The sequence below is a fragment of the Streptomyces incanus genome (assembly GCF_042656345.1).
Classification (GTDB): Bacteria; Actinomycetota; Actinomycetes; order Streptomycetales; family Streptomycetaceae; genus Streptomyces; species Streptomyces incanus.
The window spans coordinates 19974-40588 of record NZ_JBHSPC010000012.1; the positions used below are offsets into that span (position 1 = coordinate 19974).

At 72.8% G+C, this 20615-nt stretch carries 18 protein-coding genes; 2 read left to right on the forward strand and 16 right to left on the reverse strand.

The features are described 5' to 3' along the window. Nucleotides 1–12 precede the first annotated feature (12 nt). The 15 genes from ACFP2V_RS03620 to hrcA all read right to left on the reverse strand — a co-directional run bounded on the left by ACFP2V_RS03620 (nt 13) and on the right by hrcA (nt 18263). Nucleotides 13–1083, reverse strand: coding sequence for a PhoH family protein (locus ACFP2V_RS03620; RefSeq protein ID WP_381205218.1), 1071 nt, complete (start codon nt 1081–1083; stop codon nt 13–15). Nucleotides 1084–1728: 645 nt separating this feature from the next. Continuing rightward, nucleotides 1729–2892: a carbohydrate kinase family protein gene (locus tag ACFP2V_RS03625; RefSeq protein ID WP_381205571.1), complete on the reverse strand. Its 1164-nt coding sequence runs from the start codon at nt 2890–2892 to the stop codon at nt 1729–1731. 281 nt (nt 2893–3173) lie between these two features. Further along, nucleotides 3174–4475: a glucarate dehydratase family protein gene (locus ACFP2V_RS03630; RefSeq protein ID WP_381205574.1), complete on the reverse strand. Its 1302-nt coding sequence runs from the start codon at nt 4473–4475 to the stop codon at nt 3174–3176. A gap of 20 nt (nt 4476–4495) precedes the next feature. Then, the gene (locus ACFP2V_RS03635; RefSeq protein WP_381205578.1) at nt 4496–5455 is read right to left on the reverse strand and encodes a 5-dehydro-4-deoxyglucarate dehydratase; all 960 of its coding nucleotides are present in this window, start codon (nt 5453–5455) and stop codon (nt 4496–4498) included. A 211-nt stretch (nt 5456–5666) separates the two neighbouring features. Further along, complete coding sequence (locus ACFP2V_RS03640) at nt 5667–6113, reverse strand: hypothetical protein (RefSeq protein WP_381205221.1); 447 nt, start codon at nt 6111–6113, stop codon at nt 5667–5669. Between the two features lie 901 nt (nt 6114–7014). After that, nucleotides 7015–8007, reverse strand: coding sequence for an adenosine deaminase (locus ACFP2V_RS03645; RefSeq protein ID WP_381205224.1), 993 nt, complete (start codon nt 8005–8007; stop codon nt 7015–7017). A 21-nt stretch (nt 8008–8028) separates the two neighbouring features. After that, the gene (locus ACFP2V_RS03650; RefSeq protein WP_381205228.1) at nt 8029–8934 is read right to left on the reverse strand and encodes a ribonuclease Z; all 906 of its coding nucleotides are present in this window, start codon (nt 8932–8934) and stop codon (nt 8029–8031) included. Between the two features lie 10 nt (nt 8935–8944). Next, nucleotides 8945–9298, reverse strand: a complete 354-nt coding sequence (locus ACFP2V_RS03655; RefSeq protein ID WP_381205231.1) for a histidine triad nucleotide-binding protein — start codon at nt 9296–9298, stop codon at nt 8945–8947. Nucleotides 9299–9347: 49 nt separating this feature from the next. Next, on the reverse strand, nt 9348–9476 hold the full coding sequence (locus ACFP2V_RS03660; RefSeq protein ID WP_381205234.1) for a hypothetical protein: 129 nt from the start codon (nt 9474–9476) through the stop codon (nt 9348–9350). Nucleotides 9477–9481: 5 nt separating this feature from the next. Continuing rightward, nucleotides 9482–12727 (reverse strand): S41 family peptidase, encoded by a 3246-nt coding sequence (locus ACFP2V_RS03665; protein WP_381205237.1) that lies wholly within the window; start codon nt 12725–12727, stop codon nt 9482–9484. A 45-nt stretch (nt 12728–12772) separates the two neighbouring features. Continuing rightward, complete coding sequence (locus tag ACFP2V_RS03670; RefSeq protein WP_381205240.1) at nt 12773–13276, reverse strand: hypothetical protein; 504 nt, start codon at nt 13274–13276, stop codon at nt 12773–12775. Nucleotides 13277–13918: 642 nt separating this feature from the next. Then, the gene (locus ACFP2V_RS03675) at nt 13919–14659 is read right to left on the reverse strand and encodes a 16S rRNA (uracil(1498)-N(3))-methyltransferase (RefSeq protein WP_381205243.1); all 741 of its coding nucleotides are present in this window, start codon (nt 14657–14659) and stop codon (nt 13919–13921) included. Then, complete coding sequence (locus ACFP2V_RS03680; protein WP_381205246.1) at nt 14656–15729, reverse strand: nitronate monooxygenase; 1074 nt, start codon at nt 15727–15729, stop codon at nt 14656–14658. Before ACFP2V_RS03680 ends, ACFP2V_RS03675 begins: the two co-directional genes overlap by 4 nt. Before the next feature lie 380 nt (nt 15730–16109). After that, a complete protein-coding gene (gene dnaJ / locus ACFP2V_RS03685; protein ID WP_381205249.1) occupies nt 16110–17246 on the reverse strand; it encodes a molecular chaperone DnaJ in 1137 nt (378 codons plus the stop codon). Next, complete coding sequence (gene hrcA / locus ACFP2V_RS03690; RefSeq protein WP_381205581.1) at nt 17247–18263, reverse strand: heat-inducible transcriptional repressor HrcA; 1017 nt, start codon at nt 18261–18263, stop codon at nt 17247–17249. It abuts the gene before it with no gap. A gap of 160 nt (nt 18264–18423) precedes the next feature. Between hrcA and ACFP2V_RS03695 the strand changes: the two genes are divergently transcribed. Beyond that, the gene (locus tag ACFP2V_RS03695) at nt 18424–19149 is read left to right on the forward strand and encodes an MBL fold metallo-hydrolase (RefSeq protein WP_381205252.1); all 726 of its coding nucleotides are present in this window, start codon (nt 18424–18426) and stop codon (nt 19147–19149) included. A gap of 43 nt (nt 19150–19192) precedes the next feature. Beyond that, the gene (locus tag ACFP2V_RS03700; protein WP_381205255.1) at nt 19193–20002 is read left to right on the forward strand and encodes a DUF3097 domain-containing protein; all 810 of its coding nucleotides are present in this window, start codon (nt 19193–19195) and stop codon (nt 20000–20002) included. Here ACFP2V_RS03700 and ACFP2V_RS03705 read toward each other — a convergent pair. Next, entirely contained in the window at nt 19980–20558 is a 579-nt protein-coding gene (locus ACFP2V_RS03705) for a Uma2 family endonuclease (RefSeq protein ID WP_381205258.1), read from the reverse strand. The two genes, ACFP2V_RS03700 and ACFP2V_RS03705, sit on opposite strands and share 23 nt — an antisense overlap. Nucleotides 20559–20615 lie beyond the last annotated feature (57 nt).

The following is a 20615-nucleotide window of genomic DNA, read 5'->3' on the forward strand; positions in this document are numbered from 1 at the left end:
CTGCTGCTCGGTCTACTTCCCCTTGTGCCCGGACCTGCCCCGGCCGCTCTGGTGCGTGCCGTTCTCGGTGCCGTGCTCGCTGTCGTACTGCTCGTACGCGTCGACGATACGGCCCACCAGCCGGTGGCGTACGACGTCCTGCGACGACAGCCGGGAGAAGTGGACGTCCTCGAGGCCCTCCAGGATGTCCTGCACCTGCCGCAGCCCGGACTTGGTGCCGCTCGGCAGGTCGACCTGGGTGACGTCACCCGTGACGACGATCTTCGAGTCGAACCCGAGCCGGGTGAGGAACATCTTCATCTGCTCGGCGCTGGTGTTCTGCGCCTCGTCCAGGATGATGAAAGCGTCGTTCAGGGTGCGTCCCCGCATGTACGCCAGCGGCGCGACCTCGATGGTCCCGGCCGCCATCAGGCGGGGGATGGAGTCGGGGTCGAGCATGTCGTGCAGGGCGTCGTAGAGCGGGCGCAGGTACGGGTCGATCTTCTCGTAGAGGGTGCCGGGCAGGAAGCCCAGTCGCTCTCCGGCCTCGACCGCGGGGCGGGTCAGGATGATGCGGTTGACCTGCTTGGACTGCAGAGCCTGCACTGCCTTGGCCATGGCGAGGTAGGTCTTGCCGGTACCGGCGGGGCCGATGCCGAAGACGATGGTGTGCTTGTCGATCGCGTCCACATAGCGCTTCTGGTTGAGCGTCTTGGGGCGGATCGTGCGGCCGCGCGAGGACAGGATGTTCTGCGTGAGCACCTGGGCCGGGGTCTCCTGGCCGTCGCTCTCCCCGTCCGGGCTCGCCTTCAGCATCGCGATCGAGCGTTCCACCCCGTCCTCCGTCATCGGCTGCCCGGTGCGGAGCACCAGCATCATCTCGTCGAACAGACGCGAGACGAGAGCGACTTCCGTGGCATCGCCGACCGCGCTGATCTCATTGCCCCGGACGTGGATGTCGGCCCCCGGGAAGGCCTTCTCGATCACGCGCAGGAGGGAATCACCGGAGCCCAGCACGGTCACCATGGGGTGCTGGGCCGGGACGGTGAGCTGCACTCTCGCCTGCTCCTGCGCGGGGGTGTGGGCTGTGGGTGTCTGAGTCATGGGCCGGCGCTGAAGGCCTGCGGTTCCTCCTCGTCAGGGCCGCGCAACTGAGGGCGGCCTCGCGACTCCCAGGGTACGACGCGGGGGTGACAACCCCGTAGGCCTTTTCACAGCGGGGTGGTTGCGGGCGGGTGTGGGAGGAGTGGCGGAGGTGCTTCGGGGGTGGCGGCCGGTGGGGGTGGCCCGGGGGCGACGAGATGGCGGCCAGGCGGCTGCCGGGAGCGATTCCGCGGGCGGGCCGGCAGCCGTGAGAGACGGTCGCGGGAGACCGGGCACAGGCGGGAAAGACCGGCCACGGGACGACCGACGACGCGCGACGACGACCACCCCACGGCCGACACCCACCGGCAGCACCACATCGAGACGACAGGCCGGGCCGACGACGATCCCGACCGACCTCGGCCGAAACGGGGGACGTGACCGACGGCCACGGCAGAAGACCGCAGGAAACCGGGCACAGGCAGAAAGACCGGCCGCGGGACGGCCGACGGTGCGCGACGACGACCTTGCCCGCCCGGTGCTGTCCCCGCGGCCGGAACGCGCGGCTTCCTCGGCTCGGAAACCTGAGGCTCGGGGCGATGCCCGCCTCCGCGCGACCGGGGGGTGCGGCTGCGGGAGACCGGCTGTGGAAGAGCCGTCGCCCGGTCAGGCCGGGCGGCCGAAGCCGATCGTCGGGACCGCTCGGCGCAGGGGCCAGGGGCGGATCAGGTCGTCGGGGACCAGGCCCGCCAGGAACGCGTACCGTCTCAGGGCGGTCGGGTCCTGGCCCCGTACGGACTGGACCTCGCGCCACCAGGCGGCGATCTCCGACCAGCCGGGGGCCGACAGGGAGCCGCCGAACTCCTGGACGGAGAGGGCCGCGGTCAGGCCGGCGAAGGCGAGGCGGTCGGCGAGCGGCCAGCCGGCCAGGCTGCCGGTGACGAAGCCCGCGACGAAGACGTCCCCGGCGCCGGTCGGGTCGAGCGCCTCGACGGCGATGGCCGGTACCTCGGCGCTCTCACCGGTGCGCCGGTCCACGGCGTACGCCCCGTCCACGCCGAGGGTGACGACGGCGACCGGCACATGGTCGGTGAGGGCGTGCGCGGCGGCGCGGGGGCAGTCGGTGCCGGTGTAGCGCATGGCCTCCTCGGCGTTGGGCAGGAAGGCCTCGCAGTACCGCAGGTCGGGCAGCGCGGCCAGATCCCAGGCCCCGGTGTCGTCCCAGCCGACGTCACCGAAGACGCGGGTGCCCTTCGCCGCGGCGCGGGCGATCCATGAGTCGCTGCGGCCCGGGGTGAGGGAGGCGACGGCGGCACGCGCGCGGGGCGGGCAGAGCGGCAGGTCGGCGCCGGGCGGGAGCCGCTTGCGGGCGGCGGGGTCCGACGGACGGGAGGGCTGTTCCGGGGGCGGCTCGTGGCCGTGGGAGATCATCGTGCGCTCCCCCTCGTACGCCATCGAGACGGTGACCGGGGAGTGCCAGCCGGGCACGGTGCGCGACGGGGAGAGGTCGATGGCCTCGCCCTGCTCCAGGGCGTCCCAGCAGTAGTCCCCGTAGTGGTCGTCGCCGAAGGCGGCCGCGAGGGAGGTGCGCAGGCCGAGGCGGGCCAGGGCGGTGGCCATGTTGGCGACGCCGCCGGGGCTCGACCCCATCCCGCGCGCCCAGGACTCGGTCCCGCGCACCGGGGCGGAGTCGAGCCCGGTGAAGATGATGTCGAGGAAGACCGTGCCGGTGAGGTAGACGTCCCAGGGCGGGTCGTCGGATGTGCGCAGCGCGGCGAGCGGGTCGACCTGGGGCGCGCAGGACGACTCCGCCGGGACGGCGTCCGGGATGACGCTCTCCGGGACGCCCCCGGTGACACGCTCGATGGTGCCCTTGACGGTTCTCTCGGTGGCCCCCTCGGCGATTCCCTCGGTGACTGCCTCTCCGGCTGACGCGGCCGGCACAGCCGATGCGGCTGGCTCAACCGTCGCGGCCGACGCGGTGGACGCCCTCACGTTGCGCTCCCTGACCTGGTGCGGTTCCGGCCAGTGTGCACCACGCCACCGACAACGCGCCGCCCGTCCCGCCGGAGCCGCTCCCCGCTCCTGGATCCGGCGTGCCGCCGGGCCTCTCACCAGCGGGGCATCGCCGGGGGGAGCCAGGCGGGGTCGGCGATCCGCATGGCCGCCGCGTCGTCGCGGTCGCGGAGCGCGCCGTCGTCCTGCAGCCACCGCCGGTGCAGCGCGGCGAGCCGGTCGTGGTCGAGGGTGACGCCGAGGCCGGGTGCGTCGGACACCCGCACGGCGCCGTCCTCGAAGGTGAGGCGTTCGGTGAGGACGTCCTCGGACTGCCACGGGTAGTGGGAGTCGCAGGCGTGGTGCAGGCCCGGGACGGTGGACGCGACGTGGGTCATCGCGGCGAGGCTGATCCCGAGATGGGTGTTGGAGTGCATGGAGACGCCCACGCCGAAGGTGCGGCAGACGGCGGCGAGGTGCAGGGTGTTGCGCAGTCCACCCCAGTAGTGGTGGTCGGAGAGGACGACCTGGACGGCGTTCGTGGTGAACGCCTCCTTGATCTCGGCGAACGTCGTCACGCACATGTTGGTCGCGAGCGGCACACCGGTGCGCGCGGCGACCTCGGCCATGGCGGGGGCACCGAGCGCCGGGTCCTCCAGGTACTCCAGGATGCCGCCGACCGCCTCGGCCACCTTGACCGAGGTCTCGACGGACCAGGCGCCGTTGGGGTCGAGCCGCAGCGGGTGGCCGGGGAAGGCCTCGGCGAGGGCGCGGACCGCGGCGATCTCCTCCTCCGGCGGGAAGACACCGCCCTTGAGCTTGAAGGAGCCGAAGCCGTACCGCTCCTTGAAGGCGCGGGCCTGCGCGACGACGCCGGCCGGGTCCAGGGCGGCACCCCAGTCGTCCTTCTCGGCCGGGACGCCCTCGGGGTGGTCGGCCCACTTGTAGAAGAGGTACGCGCTGTACTCCACGAGGTCGCGGAGCTTGCCGCCGAGCAGTGTGTGCACGGGCAGGCCGAGGCTCTTGCCGAGGGCGTCGAGGCAGGCGACCTCGAAGGCGGAGGCGATGGACAGCCGCAGCTTGTCGGCGGTCTGCACGCCGCGCAGCCCACCGACGTCGACGGCGTGGTCGACCCGGGCGGCCGCGACGGCGACCTCGTCCAGGAGCGCGAACAGTCCGTTCACATCCGTGACCTTGCGGCCCTCGAGCAGCTCGGCGAAGGGGCGGGCCAGTTCCAGGTACTTGGTGTCGCCGTAGGTCTCCCCCACGCCGGTGGTCCCGTCCGCCGTGACGATCTCGACGATCAGCCGGGGCGTGTACGGCTGGTGGACGCCCTGCGTGTTCAGCAGCGGCGGGTCGGCGACCAGGATCGGCGTGAGCCGCACCTCGGTGATGGTCAGGTCACGGGCGGTCGGCACGGCCGACACGGTCTGCGCGGTCACAGAGCGGCTCCTACGAGGTCCAGGCCGACGGTGAGCAGGGCCTTGAGGTCGGCGAGGTCCACGGGCGAGGGGTCGGTGAGCGGGGCGCGTACGGGACCCACGGGGCGTCCGCGGAGCCGGGCCGCCGCCTTCACCAGCGACACGGCGTACCCGGGGGTGCGGTCCCGGAGTTCGACGAAGGGGACGTAGAAGTCGCGCAGCAGGGTGTCGACGGTGCCGTGGTCGCCGTCGCGCAGGGCGGTGAAGCAGGCGTCGGCGATCTCCGGGGCGAAGGCGTGGACGGCGGAGGAGTAGGCCGGGATGCCGATGGCGGCGATGGGGGCACCTCCCTGCTCGAACGCAGTTGAGAGCTTGGGGGAGCGGGCCTGGATCTCGGCGGTGGAGGCTCCGTTGAAGAAGAGGAAGTCCGCCGGTGCGGCGAGCGTGAGGCGCTGCAGCCGGTCGAGGTCGCTGTGGCCGTCCTTGAGGCCGACGACGTTCTCGATGGCGGCGATGCGCCGGAGCGAGCCGAGGCTGTACGCGACCTGACCGCGCTGGTAGGCGATGAGCGGGAGCCGGGTGCGGGCGGCGATGTGCTCGAGCTGGGCGACGAGGCCGTCCTGGGGGACGTCGACGAGGTAGTGCGGCAGGACCAGGAGCGCGTCGGCACCGGCCTCCTCGGCGATGCGCGCGAACCGGACGGCCTGCGCCCAGCCGTATCCGATCCCGGCGACGACCGGCGCCCTGCCCGCCGCCTCCTCGACGGTGAGGGTGACGACCCGGCGGTACTCGTCCTCGTCCAGGGAGAAGAACTCGCCGGTGCCGCAGGCGGGGAAGAGGGCGCCGGGGGCGGCGGAGAGCTGGCGGGCGAGGTAGGCGCGCTGCCCGTCGGTGTCGAGGGTGCCGTCGTCGTGGAAGGCGGTCAGCGGGAACGACAGCACACCACCCGCCATCGCGTCCCGCAGCCGCCGCACCATGGCCGCGGTGTCCGGCGCCCTGTCCGTCTCCGTCCCCGTGTCCGTGCCTGTGCCGCTGTCCGTGCCCGTGCCCGTGCCCGTGCCCGTGCCCGTGCCGAGACTCACCCGCGTCAACTCCCCATAGGGACGTCATCCATGTATGAGAACAGAGGTTAGATAGGCGAACAGGAGGCGTCAATGGGCGGGCGGCAACCGGTCCCGGACCGGACCGTCAGCCGGCGGCCCGCGCGGTGGCGTCCTCGATCGCCTCGACGGCGGTCTCGGGCTCGTCGACGTAGATGGAGTGCCCGCTGTTCCTGGCGGTGCTCGGTTCGCTGGTGCCGGACGGCGCCAGCCACGCCTTCTGGCCCTTGGTCCAGTCCTCCTCGAGGCCCGGCCCGTACTCGGGCACCGCTCCGAGGTACTGCTGCCCGTGCTGGATCACCCGCACCGGGAGGTCGCCGGCGGCACGGACCTCCCCGTCGGCGAAGACGAGCCGCTCCGGGTTCTGCCCCTCGAACACCGCGAGGCTCTGGACGCGCAGCTCGCCGGCCGGGCCGGTGGCGGACTCCGGGATCCTGTTCTTGAGGTCGGCGCCCGCGGTGGGCGAGGCGGCGTCCAGCAGGACCAGGCCCTTGACCTCGTCCTGGTGGCCGGGGGCGTACCTGGCGGCGATCAAGCCCGCCCATCGAGTGCCCGGCCAGGACGACCGGACCGTCCCCGGCGACCTTGCCGAGCACCCCGGTCAGGGTCTTTCCGATGGTGTCGAAGTCCTGGGGTCCGGCCGGCTTGTCGCCGGCGCCCGCGCCGAGCCGGTCGTAGGAGCAGACCCGGCCGTCGGCGCTCAGCCTCTTCTGCAGGGCAGCCGGCTTGGTCAGGTCGTCGCCCCCCGCCGTGCGGCAGGACGACGGTCGGCCGGCCCTCGACCTGCTTGCCGGAGCAGGACACGTTCACCGACCGGTCTTCGACGGTGATCTTCTTGGTCCCGGTGAACAGGTCCTTGCCGGCCTCCCGGGCGGAAGCGTCGGCGGCCGGGGTCGGCTCCGGACCCGGCACCCCGCTGTCGCAGCCGACGAGCCCCGCACCGGCCACGGTGCACAGCGCGGTCGCGGCGAGCGTCCTGGTGGTGTTGCGAGCCATGGGGTCCTCCAGCGGAATGATCCAGCGGCATGAAGCGTGATGCGCAAGGCACGACGGAAACCGGCATCTCAGGGGTGGGATGTCGAGCGGCCTGTCGGCCGGCTCCGCTCGTGTCGCCCCGTTCGGCGACGGCACAAAGGCCATGGACGGCCGTTGCTGCGATCGATGAGCCTGCGACCCATGTACACAGGGGTGTTGGCACCACCATCGGTTCGCGTGCTGGACGCACCGGCCGGCGGGAACACGGCACAACGGACAGCCGCCCGGCTGAACGACCGGACGGCTGGGGTGCTCCAGGGCTCCGCGGTTCCGCTGCGAGGTCTGCGGGGACCACGGAGAGGCCTCGGGGGCTACGGGGGCTACGGGGGCTACGGGGGCTACGGGGGCTACGGGGGCTACGGGGGCTACGGGGGCTACGGGGGCTACGGGGGCTACGGGGGCTACGGGAAGACGTACGCCTCCACCTCGGCGAGGTACCGGCCCCGCCGGTCCTCGTCGTCGTCCAGGAAGGCGGCGAGGAAGGAGTTGCGGGCCAGCTCGCGCAGCCGCTCCGGGCCGAGGCCGAGGGTGTCGCGCACCGCGTCGAAGTTGTCGCCGGCGTAGCCGCCGAAGTAGGCAGGGTCGTCGGAGTTCACCGTGCACAGCAGGCCGGCGTCGAGCATCGCGGGCAGCGGGTGGTCGGCGAGGGTGTCCACGGCGCGCAGCCGGACGTTCGACAGCGGGCACAGGGTCAACGGGATCCGGTCCCGCACCAGCCGCGCCACCAGCGCCGGGTCCTCCACGCAGCGCAGCCCGTGATCGACCCGTTCGACGCCGAGGACGTCCAGCGCCTCGGTGATGTACTCCGGCGGCCCCTCCTCACCGGCGTGCGCCACGCGTCGCAGCCCGAGCGCGGCAGCCGCCTCGTACACCTCACGGAACTTCACCGGCGGGTGGCCGACCTCGGCCGAGTCCAGGCCCACCCCGGTGATCCGGTCCAGGTAGGGCTTCGCCGCGTCCAGGGTCGCCAGGGCCGACTCGGCGGACTCGTCCCGCAGGAAGCACATGATCAGCCGGGTCGAGACGCCGTGCGTCTCCCCGCTGCGCCCGAGCGCCCGCCACAGCCCGTCGACCACGGTGCCCATGCCGACGCCCCGGGCGAGGTGGGCCTGCGGATCGAAGAAGATCTCCGCGTGTCGCACGCCCTGCGCCGCGGCGCGGGCCAGGTAGGCGTCGGCGAGGTCCTCGAAGTCCCGCTCGGTGCGCAGCACGGCCATGAGCTCGTAGTACAGGTTCAGGAAGGACTGGAGGTCCTGGAACCGGTACGCCTCGCGCAGCGCGTCGGTGTCGGCGTAGGGCAGGTCGACGCCGTTGCGCGCGGCGAGGGCGAAGGCGAGCTCGGGTTCGAGGGTGCCTTCGATGTGAAGGTGCAGTTCGGCTTTCGGTACGGGCATCGAAGCATCCTACGGGCGACCTCAGCGGCGCTTGGGGAGCGGCACTCGCAACAGATCGCGCGCCACGGTCAGCTCACCCTCGTACCCGGCGGCCCGTGCCTGCCGCTCGAACTCCTCCGGGTCGCTGTAGCGCTGGCTGAAGTGGGTGAGCACCAGATGCCGTACGTCCGCGTCCCGTGCCACCCCGGCGGCTTGACCTGCCGTCAGATGACCGTGCTCGAAGGCGAGTTCCTCGTCCTCGTCGAGGAACGTGGACTCGATGACGAGCAGGTCGCAGCCCTCGGCGAGCGCGTGCACCCCCTCGCAGAGCCGGGTGTCCATGACGAACGCGAACCGCTGGCCGCGCCGCACCTCGCTGACGTCCTCCAGCGCGATCCCGTCGAGCGTGCCCTCGCGCTGGATGCGGCCGACGTCCGGGCCCTTGATGCCGCGCGCGGCGAGCCGGCCGGGCAGCATCCGCCGGCCGTCGGGTTCGACCAGCCGGTAGCCGTACGACTCGACGGGGTGCGACAGCTTCCGCGCCTCCAGCGTGTACCCGGGGGTGCGGGCGAGCGGGCCGTCGACGGCGACGGGTCCCTCGGTGATGCCGACCGTCTCCCGGTAGGCGGTGGCGTACCGCAGCCGGTCGAAGAAGCGCTGCCCGGAGCCCGGGTAGTGGGCGGTGACGGGGTGCGGGACCCGGTCGAGGTTGATGCGCTGGATCACTCCGGCGAGGCCGAGCGAGTGGTCGCCGTGGAAGTGGGTGACGCAGATCCGGTTCAGGTCGTGCGCGGCGACCCCGGCGCGCAGCATCTGGCGCTGGGTGCCCTCGCCGGGGTCGAACAGGATGCCCTCGCCGTCCCAGCGCAGCAGATAGCCGTTGTGATTGCGGTGGCGGGTGGGGACCTGGCTGGCGGTGCCGAGCACCACCAGTTCGCGTACGGACAAAGGAAGCTGCCTATCCGGGCGGCCAGTGGAGACCGCGGCCGCCCAGGACGTGGGCGTGCGCGTGCCAGACGGTCTGGCCGGCGCCGCCGCCGGTGTTGAAGACGATGCGGTGGCTCTCCAGTTGCTCCTGGTCCGCGACGGCCTGGGCCTCACGCAGGAGGTCCGCCGCGACCTCGGGGGCGCCCGCGGCGAGGGCCGCCGCGTCCTTGTAGTGCGCCTTCGGGATCACCAGGACGTGCGTGGGCGCCTGCGGGTTTATGTCGCGGAACGCGACGGTGGTGTCCGTCTCACGGACGATCGTCGCCGGGATCTGCCCTGCGACGATTTTGCAGAACAAGCAGTCGTCCTGTGGTTCCCCTGCCATGGGTGTGCCTCCTCGCGCCGGGTTGATCACCTACCCGGCATCGTATCCGTCACACCATTGCGTCGGACGCTTCGGCTACCTCGGCCGCTTCGGCTTCTTCGGCTGTCCCGGTTTCCTCGGTTGTCCCGGTCTCCTCGGTTGCTTCGGCTGCATCAGTCGTCCCCGTCGGATCGGTCACGTCGGTCAGGTCACCGCCGGCGGCGTCTTCGCCGGTGTCTCCTCGAGCGCGGCCAGCGCCAGCCGTACCGCCTCGTCCAGCTGGACGTCCCGGCCCTCCGCGTAGTCCTGCGGGCGCTGGACGACCTCCACGTCCGGGTCCACGCCGTGGTTCTCCACGCCCCAGCCGTAGCCCTCCAGCCAGAAGGCGTACTTGGGCTGGGTGACGAGGGTGTGGTCGACCAGCCGGTAGCGGCTGTCGATGCCGACCACGCCGCCCCAGGTGCGGGTGCCGACGACCGGGCCGATGCCGAGCGCCTTGATCGCCGCGTTGACGATGTCGCCGTCGGAGCCGGAGAACTCGTTGGCGACGGCGACGACCGGGCCGCGGGGCGCGTCCTGCGGGTAGCTCTCCGGGCGCATGCCGCGCGGCAGGTCCCAGCCGACGATCCGCCGGGCCAGCTTCTCCACGACGAGCTGGGAGGTGTGGCCGCCGCGGTTCTCCCGGACGTCCACGATCAGGCCCTCGCGGACCACCTCGACCCGCAGGTCCCGGTGGATCTGTGCCCAGCCGGGGGCCTGCATGTCGGGGACGTGGATGTAGCCGAGCCGGCCGCCGGACAGCTCGTGGACATGGGCCCGCCGGTCGGCGACCCAGGCGTGGTAGCGCAGCGGCTCCTCGTCGGCTACGGGGACGACGACCGCGTGCCGCGCCTCGCCGCCGCCGGCCGGGGAGACGGTCAGCTCGACGGGTTTGCCCGCGGTGCCGACCAGCAGCGGGGCCGGTCCGGCCACCGGGTCGACGGGCTGTCCGCCCACGGCGACGATCGCGTCACCGGTGCGGATCGCGACGCCGGGCGCGGCCAGCGGGGAGCGGCCCTGGGGGTCGGAGGTCTCCGCGGGCAGGATGCGGTCGACGCGCCAGCCGCCGTCCTCGTGGCGGGAGATGTCCGCGCCGAGCAGGCCCTGCCGGGCGCCGCCGCCGTAGTCGCCGCGCGGGGTGACGTAGGCGTGCGAGGTGCCGAGTTCGCCCTGGACCTCCCAGAGGAGGTCGACCAGGTCGTCATGGGTGGCGAGCCGGTCCAGGACGGGCCGGTAGCGGTCGAGGACGGCGTCCCAGTCGACGCCGTTCATGTCCGGCCGCCAGTAGTTGTCCCGCATGATGCGGCCGGCCTCGTCGAACATCTGCCGCCACTCGGCGGCCGGGTCGATGAACTGGCGGACCCGGTCGAGGTCGACGGTGATGTTGCTGTCGCTGTCGTCGTCGCCCGACGCGCGCCGGTCGCTGGGGACGACCTTGAGCCGGCCGTCGGTCCACAGCAGCACCCGCTTGCCGTCGCCGCTGACCTCGAAGTGGTCGGCGTCCGAGGTCAGATGCTCGAGGCGCTGCTGGGCGAGGTCGTACCGCTCCAGCTCGGTCTTCGGGTCGGGGTCCTCGGGGGTGGCCCTGGTGGCGCCGAGGACGCCGCGTACCGGGTGGCGCAGCCACAGCACCCCGTCCTTGGCGGCGCGCAGGTTGGAGTAACGGGCGGCCTCGACCGGGAACGGCACGATCCGGTCGGCGAGCCCCTCCAGGTCGATCCGGGTGGTGGGGGTGCCCTCGCTGTCGGGGGTCTCGTCCCGGTCCGGCGTCTCGAAGGGGCGGCCGTGCCGCTGCGGGCCGAACGGCGACGGGGTCGTCGCGGCGAGGGTGATCAGGTGCGGCCGGGCGCCCTCGACGAAGGCGAGGTCGAAGACGTGCTCGTCGTAGACCGGGTCGAAGGAGCGGGCCGACAGGAACGCGAGGTGCTTGCCGTCGAGGGTGAAGGCGGGCGCGTAGTCCTGGAAGCGCAGCGGGGTCGCCTCGGTGACCTGGAGGTCGGTGGTGCTGGCGATCCTCAGCTGGCTGAGCGGGCGGGGGCCGGGGTGGGACCAGGCGAGCCAGGCGGAGTCGGGCGAGAAGGTCAGCCCGGACACGTCGCCGTCCTCGCTGCGGTCGACCTCGCGGACCTCGCCGGTCTCGCGCTCGACGAGCAGGACGCGGCCGTCGTGCGAGGCGACCGCGGCGCGGCTGCCGTCCGGTGACATCGCGAGCCCCAGGACCCGGCCGAGCTGTCCGGCGGCGAGCCGGCGCGGGGTCGCGCCGGGGGCGAGGCCGGTGGCCGGGGCGAACTCCAGGGCGTCGTCGCCCTCGGCGTCCGTCACCCACACCACCCACTCCTCCCCGTCCGCGCGGAAGGTGCGCGGGCGCCGGGCGCGGACGCCGGGGGTGGCGGCGAGGGCCCGGGCGGGCCCCGAACGGTGGGTGACCCAGTGGACGGTGCCGCGCACGCAGACGGCGCTGCCGCGCGCGGTGTGGTCGGGGGCGGCGGAGCCGAACCAGCGGGCGGCGTTCACCGGGAACGGCTGGAGGTCGACGCGCTGGCCGCCGAGCCGGATGTCGAGCGGGCGGGGCTCGGCCCCGTCCAGGTCGTCGAGGAGCCACAGTCGGCCGGCGCTGGAGTAGACGACGCGGGTGCCGTCGGTGGCGGCGTGCCGGGCGTAGAAGCCCTCGAGGGGGGTGTGCCGGCGCAGGTCGGACCCGTCGGCGAGGGAGGAGTACAGCGCGCCGGTGCCCTCGTGGTCGGAGAGGAAGGCAAGCCTCGTCCCCACCCAGACCGGGTACTCGATGTTCCCGTCGAGGTCGGCGTGCAGGCGTACGAACTCGACGGGGCCGTCGGTCTCCGGGGCGTCCGCGCCGTCGCCGTCCCCGGACTCCCGCTCGATCCACAGCTTGCCCGCCGTGCCGCCCCGGTAGCGCTTCCACGTAGCGGCCTCGCGGCCCATCGTCGCGGACAGCAGTACGGTGCGCGGCCCGTGGGCGACGTCGCCCACGGGGCCGTAGGGCAGCGTGGTGGCGGGGCCTCCGTCGAGCGGGATCGCGCGGGCCCAGGTGCGGCGCAGGCTGGCCTGGCCGTGGGCGCTGAGCGCCAGGACCTTCCCGTCCGGGGTCCAGCCGCGCACCTGGGTCTTCCCGCTCCCCCAGTGCGTCAGGCGTCTGCCGGGGCCGCCCTCGACGGGCGCGACGTGCACCTCGGGGGCGCCGTCACGGGTGGAGGTCCAGGCGACGGTGGTGCCGTCGGGCGAGATGCGGGGCATCGTCACCGGCACGTTGTCGGCGCTGGCCCGCCAGGCGCGGCCGCCGTCGAGCGGGGCGAGCCACACGTCGTCCTCGGCGGTGAAGGCGACCAACTCGCCGTGCAGATGCGGGAACCGGAAATAGGCGGCGGGGGCGACCGATGCAGGCTGTGTCACCCGGTCACCCTATGCAAGCGCGGTCGGCGTGGACAGAGGTTTGGATCACTTGCCCTCGACAGGGCGGCAGGAGGGGTACTGATCGCACCACACGGTCGTCGTGACCGTCACCGTGACGGTGGGCCGCGGGCCGCGGTTCGTGGGCTCGCCCACCGCGGGCGGGCTGGTGGCGTCGCAGTCGCCCAGGCCGTCGACCCGGAACACCTGCTTGCCGTCCACCTTCGCGGTGATGTCCCCGCGCACGCAGGCGCCGTTGACGGCGTGGGTGATCTTCCCGGTGACGGTGATCTCCTTGCCGTTCTCGGTCTCCCCGTGGCAGTCCACGGTGGCCACGGTGTCCTCGCTCGCGCTCGCGGACCGCGGCGACGCGCTCGCGTCCTCCCCGTAGGAGGCGGTGCAGCTGAGCCACCGCACGCCGTCCTTCTGGCGGTTGAGCTCCTCGGTGACCGTCTCGTCGGTCGTGAGCGCCACCGCGGCCGAGCCGACCGAGCCGGGCTCGCACGCCACGATCCCACCCACGGCGACCACGGCGAACACCGCGGCCGGCACCGGCCGCCGCCACCGTGTCCCGCGTCGAGCCCTTGGCCACGGCCTTGCCCTTGACCAGGACCTTGGCCAACTCCTCGTCAGTGCCCCCTTGGACGCCATGGACGGCAGCCTGCCACCGTCACAGGCGTGACGGTAGGGCGCATACGGCCACCGCGCACCACCGTGGGCGGACGCGCGGCGAACGCCGCCCCGGAAGGCTCGTCGTGGACGGTTCCGCCGCGGGCGGAACAGCCGTTCACCTGTGGTCGGTGCGCCATCGGCACAGCACCGGGGGCCCTGTCAGGAGGTGCTCACCCTGCGCAGGGACGAGAGGACGACACGCCCGGTGTTCCGGGGCGGCGAGGGACGTCTCGTCCCCGGTGGCTTCCCGCACTCGGGGGGCGTGGCCGGCGGCGGTCAGGGGACACCGGACCTGCACGAGCCCCGTGTCGTACGGGCCTTCGTCGACGAGGCGGCCCGGCACGGGCTGCTCACCGGGTCCGGGTCCGGGCCCAGGTCCGGGCCCAGGTCCGGGCCCAGGTCCGGGCCCAGGTCCGGGCCCAGGTCCGGGCCCGCGGAACTCGACGGCTGGTAGCTGTTCCCGGCGGTCGCCGCCGGCCGCGCGGCGGACGGCTGACCGGAACCCGTCAGAGGCCTGGGCCGTCAGGACCAGCGGCCCGTGCGGGCCAGGAGGACGGCCGTCGCCGCGGTGCCGGCGGTGGAGGTGCGCAGGACGCTGCGGCCCAGGCGGTAGGGCTTGGCGCCGGCCTGCGCGAAGAGCTCCAGCTCCTGCGGCGAGACGCCGCCTTCGGGGCCGACGACCAGCACGATGGTGCCGGAGACGGGGAGTTCGGCGGTCGCGAGGGGTTCGGTGCCGCTCTCGTGGAGGACGGCGGCGAAGTCGGCTTCGGCGAGAAGTGACGCAACCTGTGGGGTCGTGGCCGCGTCCGCGACCTCCGGGAAGCGCGTCCGGCGGGACTGCTTGCCGGCTTCGCGGGCCGTCGCCCGCCATTTGCCGAGGGACTTCAGCCCGCGCTCGCCCCGCCACTGGGTGACGCAGCGCGACGCCGACCACGGCACGACCGCGTCGACGCCGACCTCGGTCATCGTCTCCACGGCCAGCTCGCCCCGGTCCCCCTTGGGCAGGGCCTGGACGACGGTGAGCCGGGGCGACTCCACGGGTTCCTCGACGACGTCGCCGAGGCGCACGATCAGCCGGTCCTTGCCTTCGGTGCCGGTCACCTCACCCTCGGCCCGGCGGCCGGCGCCGTCGGTGAGGACGACGGTCTCCCCGGCCCGCAGCCGCTTCACCGAGACGGCGTGCCGCCCCTCGGGGCCGTCGAGCACGTGGTGGCCAAAGCCGTCCGTGCCGAAGTCGTCCACGACGAAGACCGGGGCGGTCATCGGGCACCTCCTGCCGACAACGCGGTCCGGGTGGCGGCGAGTTCGGCGGCCAGCACCTCCACCAGCTGCCCGGCGGGCAGCTCGCGGGCCATCCGGTGGCCCTGTCCCGCCCACAGCGCCATGCCCTGCGGGTCCCCGGCGGCGGCCGCGGCCTTGCGCAGCGGGGCGGTCAGATGGTGGACGTCCGGGTAGGCGGCGGGCGCGTACGGGCCGTGCTCGCGCAGGAAGCGGTTGACCAGGGCGCGGGCCGGGCGTCCGGAGAAGGCGCGGGTCAGTTCGGTGCGGGCGTACAGGGGGTTGGTCAGCGCCTGCTTGTGCAGGACGTGCGCGCCGGACTCGTGGGCGGCGAGGAACGCCGTGCCGAGCTGGGCCGCCGAGGCGCCGGCCGCGAGGACGGCGGCGATCTGGCTGCCGTGCATGATGCCGCCGGCCGCGACGACCGGGATGCCCACGGCCTCCCGCACCTGGCTGATCAGCGACAGCAGTCCGATGCCGGAGCCGTCCGTCTCCGGGTCGTCCCGGTGGGTGCCCTGATGGCCGCCGGCCTCGACACCCTGCGCGATCACCGCGTCGGCGCCCGCCTCCTCCACCGACCGCGCCTCGTCGGGGGTGGTGGCGGTGGCCAGCGTGAACGTGCCGGCGCGGCGCAGGGCGTCCAGGACGTCGCGGGAGGGCACGCCGAAGTGGAACGACACCACCGGCACCGGGTTGTCGAGCAGGACGGCGAGTTTGGCGTCGTAGCCGTCGTCGCGGCCGCAGTCGGGGTCGCCGAGCTCGGTGGCGTACCAGGGGGCCTCACCGGCCAGCTGGTGGGCGTAGACGCCGACGGCGGCGGGGTCGGGGGTCTCGGGCTGCGGCATGAAGACGTTGACGCCGAAGGCGAGGCCGGTCAGTCCGCGCAACTGCTTGATCTCCTGGTACATCCCGTCCGCGGTCTTGTACCCGGCGGCCAGGAACCCGAGTCCGCCCGCCTCGGACACGGCCGCGGCAAGCTGCGGCACGGCGACTCCGCCCGCCATCGGGGCCTGCACCACGGGGTGCCGGAGGAGGTCGGTGAGCGCCAAGGACATGACGGCATGTTGCCACGTCCTTCGGACATCTCCGAATCGGATCGAAGGCAGACCGGACGCGGATCGAAGATGGACCGGAAACGGATCGAAGGCGGATCGAAGACGGGTTCGAAGACGGGTTCGAAACGAACCGGGAACCCGTCGGAGACAGGTCCGGAGCGGTTCCGAAGAGGGCTTCGGAAGGGCTCCGGACGGATTCCGGAGCCGACCGTGCCCCTTGGCGCAGACCGTTTCCGAGGCCCCGCGCGGCCACTGCGACGAAGCGCCCCCGGGGCGTCCCGCGGGGGCCTTGTCCGGCCCTCGCGGAAAGCACCCGTCAGCACCATCAGGGAGCCGCAGGCCCACAGGCCCGTAGACGCCCGCCAGCGCGCGGCAGCGCCTCAGCGCCCGTTGAAGGCGTCCTTCAGCCGGGAGAACAGGCCCTGCTGGCCCGGCTGGAACTGGCCCAGCGGGCGCTCCTCGCCGCGGAGCTTGGCGAGTTCGCGCAGCAGGCGTTCCTGTTCGACGTCGAGCTTGCCCGGGGTCTGCACCTCGACGTGCACGATGAGGTCGCCCCGGCCGCCGCCGCGCAGATGCGTGACGCCCCGGTCGTGCAGCGGGATCGACTGGCCGGACTGGGTGCCGGGCCGGATGTCGACCTCCTCCATGCCGTCCAGCGTCTCCAGCGGCACTTTGGTGCCGAGGGCTGCCGCCGTCATCGGGATGGTGACCGTGCAGTGCAGGTCGTCGCCGCGCCGCTGGAAGGTGCTGTGCGGCAGCTCGTGGATCTCGACGTACAGGTCGCCGGCGGGACCGCCTCCGGGGCCGACCTCGCCCTCGCCGGCCAGCTGGATCCGCGTGCCGTTGTCCACACCGGCCGGGATCTTCACCGTCAGGGTGCGGCGGGAGCGGATCCGTCCGTCGCCCGCGCACTCCGGGCACGGGGTCGGGACGACGGTGCCGAAGCCCTGGCACTGCGGGCAGGGGCGCGAGGTCATGACCTGGCCCAGGAAGGACCGCGTGACCTGCGAGACCTCGCCCCGGCCGCGGCACATGTCACAGGTCTGCGCGGTGGTGCCGGGCGCGGCGCCCTCACCGCTGCAGGTGGTGCAGACGACCGCCGTGTCGACCTGGATGTCCTTGGTCGTCCCGAACGCGGCCTCGTCCAGCTCGATTTCGAGGCGGATCATCGCGTCCTGGCCGCGGCGGGTGCGCGAGCGCGGTCCGCGCTGCGACGCCGTGCCGAAGAACGCGTCCATGATGTCGGAGAAGTTTCCGAAGCCGCCCGCTCCGAAGCCGCCCGCGCCACCGCCGCCGGCCTGCTGGAGCGGGTCACCGCCGAGGTCGTAGACCTGCTTCTTCTGCGGGTCCGACAGCACCTCGTAGGCGGCGTTGATCTCCTTGAACCGCTCCTGCGTCTTCGGATCCGGGTTGACGTCCGGATGCAGCTCGCGGGCGAGTCGCCGGAAGGCCTTCTTGATCTCTTCCTGCGACGCGTCCCGGCGTACGCCGAGTACGGCGTAATAGTCGGTGGCCACTTACGACTCCGCCAGGATCTGTCCGACGTACCGTGCCACTGCGCGTACCGCTCCCATCGTTCCCGGGTAATCCATGCGTGTCGGTCCGACCACGCCGAGCTTGGCAACAGCCTCGCCGCCCGAACCGTAGCCCACCGACACCACGGACGTGGAGTTGAGTCCCTCATGGGCGTTCTCATGACCGATACGCACGGTCACGCCCGGATCCTTCGCCTCGCCGAGCAGCTTGAGAAGCACGACCTGCTCCTCGAGCGCCTCCAGGACAGGCCGGATCACCAGGGGAAAGTCATGTCCGAAGCGGGTCAGATTGGCGGTGCCGCCGATCATCAACCGCTCCTCGTTCTCCTCGACCAGTGTCTCCAGGAGAGTGGAGAGCACGGTCGAGACCGTACCGCGTTCCTCGGGGTCGAAGCCCTCGGGGAGGTCCTCGACGAGGGATGGTACGTCGGTGAAACGGCGGCCCGCGACACGGCTGTTGAGCCGCGCCCGCAGATCCGCCAGGGTCGCCTCCCCGACCGGCGCCGGACAGTCGATCATGCGCTGCTCGACCCGCCCGGTGTCCGTGATCAGCACCAGCATGGCGCGCGCGGGCGCCATCGGGAGCAGCTCCACGTGCCGCACGGTCGAACGGGTCAGCGACGGGTACTGCACGACGGCGACCTGCCGGGTCAGCTGCGCGAGCAGCCGCACCGTGCGGGCCACGACGTCGTCCAGGTCGACGGCGCCCTCGAGGAAGTTCTGGATGGCGCGCCGCTCGGGCGCGGTCATCGGCTTGACGCCGGCGAGCTTGTCCACGAAGAGCCGGTAGCCCTTGTCCGTGGGGATGCGCCCGGCGCTGGTGTGCGGCTGGGCGATGAAGCCCTCGTCCTCCAGGGCCGCCATGTCGTTGCGCACGGTGGCCGGGGAGACGCCCAGGTTGTGCCGCTCGGTGAGGGCCTTGGAACCGACGGGTTCCTCGGTGCCGACGTAGTCCTGGACGATGGCGCGCAGCACCTGGAGCCTGCGTTCACTGAGCATCACGCGCACCTCCAGAAGCCGTCCGCCCGGTATCTTCCCTGGCACTCTTCGCACGCGAGTGCCAGTCTCCCCGCCCAGTGTACGGCCGGGGGGTACTCCCCGGGCAAGGCCGGTGCCGCACCGTCGCGCCGCGAAAGCCGTAGGCGGTTAGCGTCGCGGTATGACGGTGGCTTGGGAAGAGTCGGGATGGGAACGGCCGGCGCCGGGAGTGGGGCGGTGCCGGCTTCCGGTGTGGGACTGCACGGTGGGGCTCGTGGTCGGCGCGGACGCGGTGCTGCTCGTGGACTCCGGTTCGTCCCTGCGCGAGGGCGCGCGGTTGCGGGCCGAGGCGCAGGCGCTCACCGGGCGGCGTGTGACGCATCTCGCGCTCACCCACCCCCACTTCGACCATGTGCTGGGGGCGGCGGTGTTCGCGGGCGCGGAGGTGTTCGGTGCGGTGGGCCTGGACACGGTGCTGGCGCGGGGGCGCGAGGAGCTGCGCGCGGACGCGGAGCGCCACGGTCTGGACGCGCGGGCGGCGGAAGAGGCCGTGGACGCGCTGGTCACGCCCCGGCACACGGTGGCCGGCGAGCGGACGCTCGACCTGGGCGGCGGACGGCGGGCACTTCTCGCGAACGTGGGCCCGGGGCACACGGCGCACGATCTCGCGGTACTGGTGCCCGGCGATCCGGGGGTGGTGTTCTGCGGCGACCTGGTGGAGGAGTCCGGCGAGCCGCAGGCGGGCCCCGACGCCGTGCCGTCGCAGTGGCCGGGCGCCCTGGACCGGCTGCTGGCCCTGGGCGGCGAGGACGCGGTGTACGTCCCCGGCCACGGCGCGGTGGTAGACGCGGCGTTCGTACGGGCCCAGCGCGACGCCCTCGCGGCCCGCTTCGGCGTGTCGGGCTGAATCTTCGGCCGAACGGGGGCCTGCTTCTCCTATCGTCATCAGAATGCGCTCGTACTCTCCTGATCTGACCCCCGGGTGGAAGAAGTCCCGTCCCGTCCCCGAGGTGCCGGCCGAGCCCGGTCTGGTCGTGGAGGAGCCCGGCAGCGGATTCTGCGGCGCGGTGATCCGCTGCGAGGCGGGCACGGTGACCCTGGAGGACCGCTTCGGCAAGCACCGGGTGTTCCCGCTGGAACCGCGCGGCTTCCTGTGGGAGGGGCGTGCGGTGACGCTGGTGCGGCCGGCCGCCGGCCCGTCCCGGCCGGCCCGTACGGCGTCCGGTTCGGTGGCGGTCCCGGGCGCACGCGCGCGCGTGGCGCGTGCCGGGCGCATCTACGTCGAGGGGCGGCACGACGCCGAACTGGTCGAGAAGGTGTGGGGCGACGACCTGCGCATCGAGGGCGTGGTCGTGGAGTACCTGGAGGGCGTCGACGACCTTCCGGCGATCGTCGAGGAGTTCGGTCCGGGCCCGGACGCACGGTTGGGGGTGCTGGTGGACCACTTGGTGCCGGGTTCGAAGGAGTGGCGGATCGCCGGGGCGGTCACCAGTGAGCACGCCCTGGTCGTCGGCCACCCCTACATCGACATCTGGGAGGCGGTGAAGCCGTCCTCCCTGGGCATCGAGTCCTGGCCGCGCGTCCCGCGCGGCCAGGACTGGAAGACGGGGGTGTGCGGCGCCCTGGGGTGGCCGGAGAACACGGGGGCGGCCTGGCAGCGGATCCTGGGCCGGGTGCGGTCCTACAAGGACCTGGAGCCGGCGCTCCTGGGAAGGGTCGAGGAATTGATCGACTTCGTCACGGAAAGCGGTGGGGCCTGACGCCCGGGAAGGCGCCGAATTCACTGGTGTCCAGGCCGATGCCCAGCATGTCGAGCGGCAGTCGATCACCGAAGTCCAGCTTCATCTGTGCCTTGTAGTCGGCTGCGTCCCCCTCTCCGACGGGCATCGTGAGCAGGACGCAGTGCTCCATGATCGGGTCGATGATGAGGTACGCGGGAACCTTGCCGGCGGCGTAGATCGACCGCTTGACGAGGTAATCCCGCACCACACTGGTCTTGGAGACGACCTCGACCACCAGGGTGATCAGCTCGGACGGCAGCAGACGTCCTGCCTCGGGCGTGGCGTCACGCTTGAGGACCACCAGATCCGGCACGGGCTCGCTGGCCTCGTCGACAATGTCGACGTCCTGGGTCTGAAGGCGAGCCCACTGCTTGCGCGGAATCTGGTCCAGGACATCTTCCACGATCATGTTGTGCACGAGATCGGGACCGGCCATCATCACGATTTCCCCCCGGAGAAGCTCGACCCTGACCCCCTCGGGAGGCTCGAACTCCTCGAAGAACCTGGTCATCCCACGCTCGTCCACAGCGGTCATCTCCGTGGCCCTCCACATCCGCCGCGTCCTTTTAGCGGCAGCCTACGAACCAGGTTA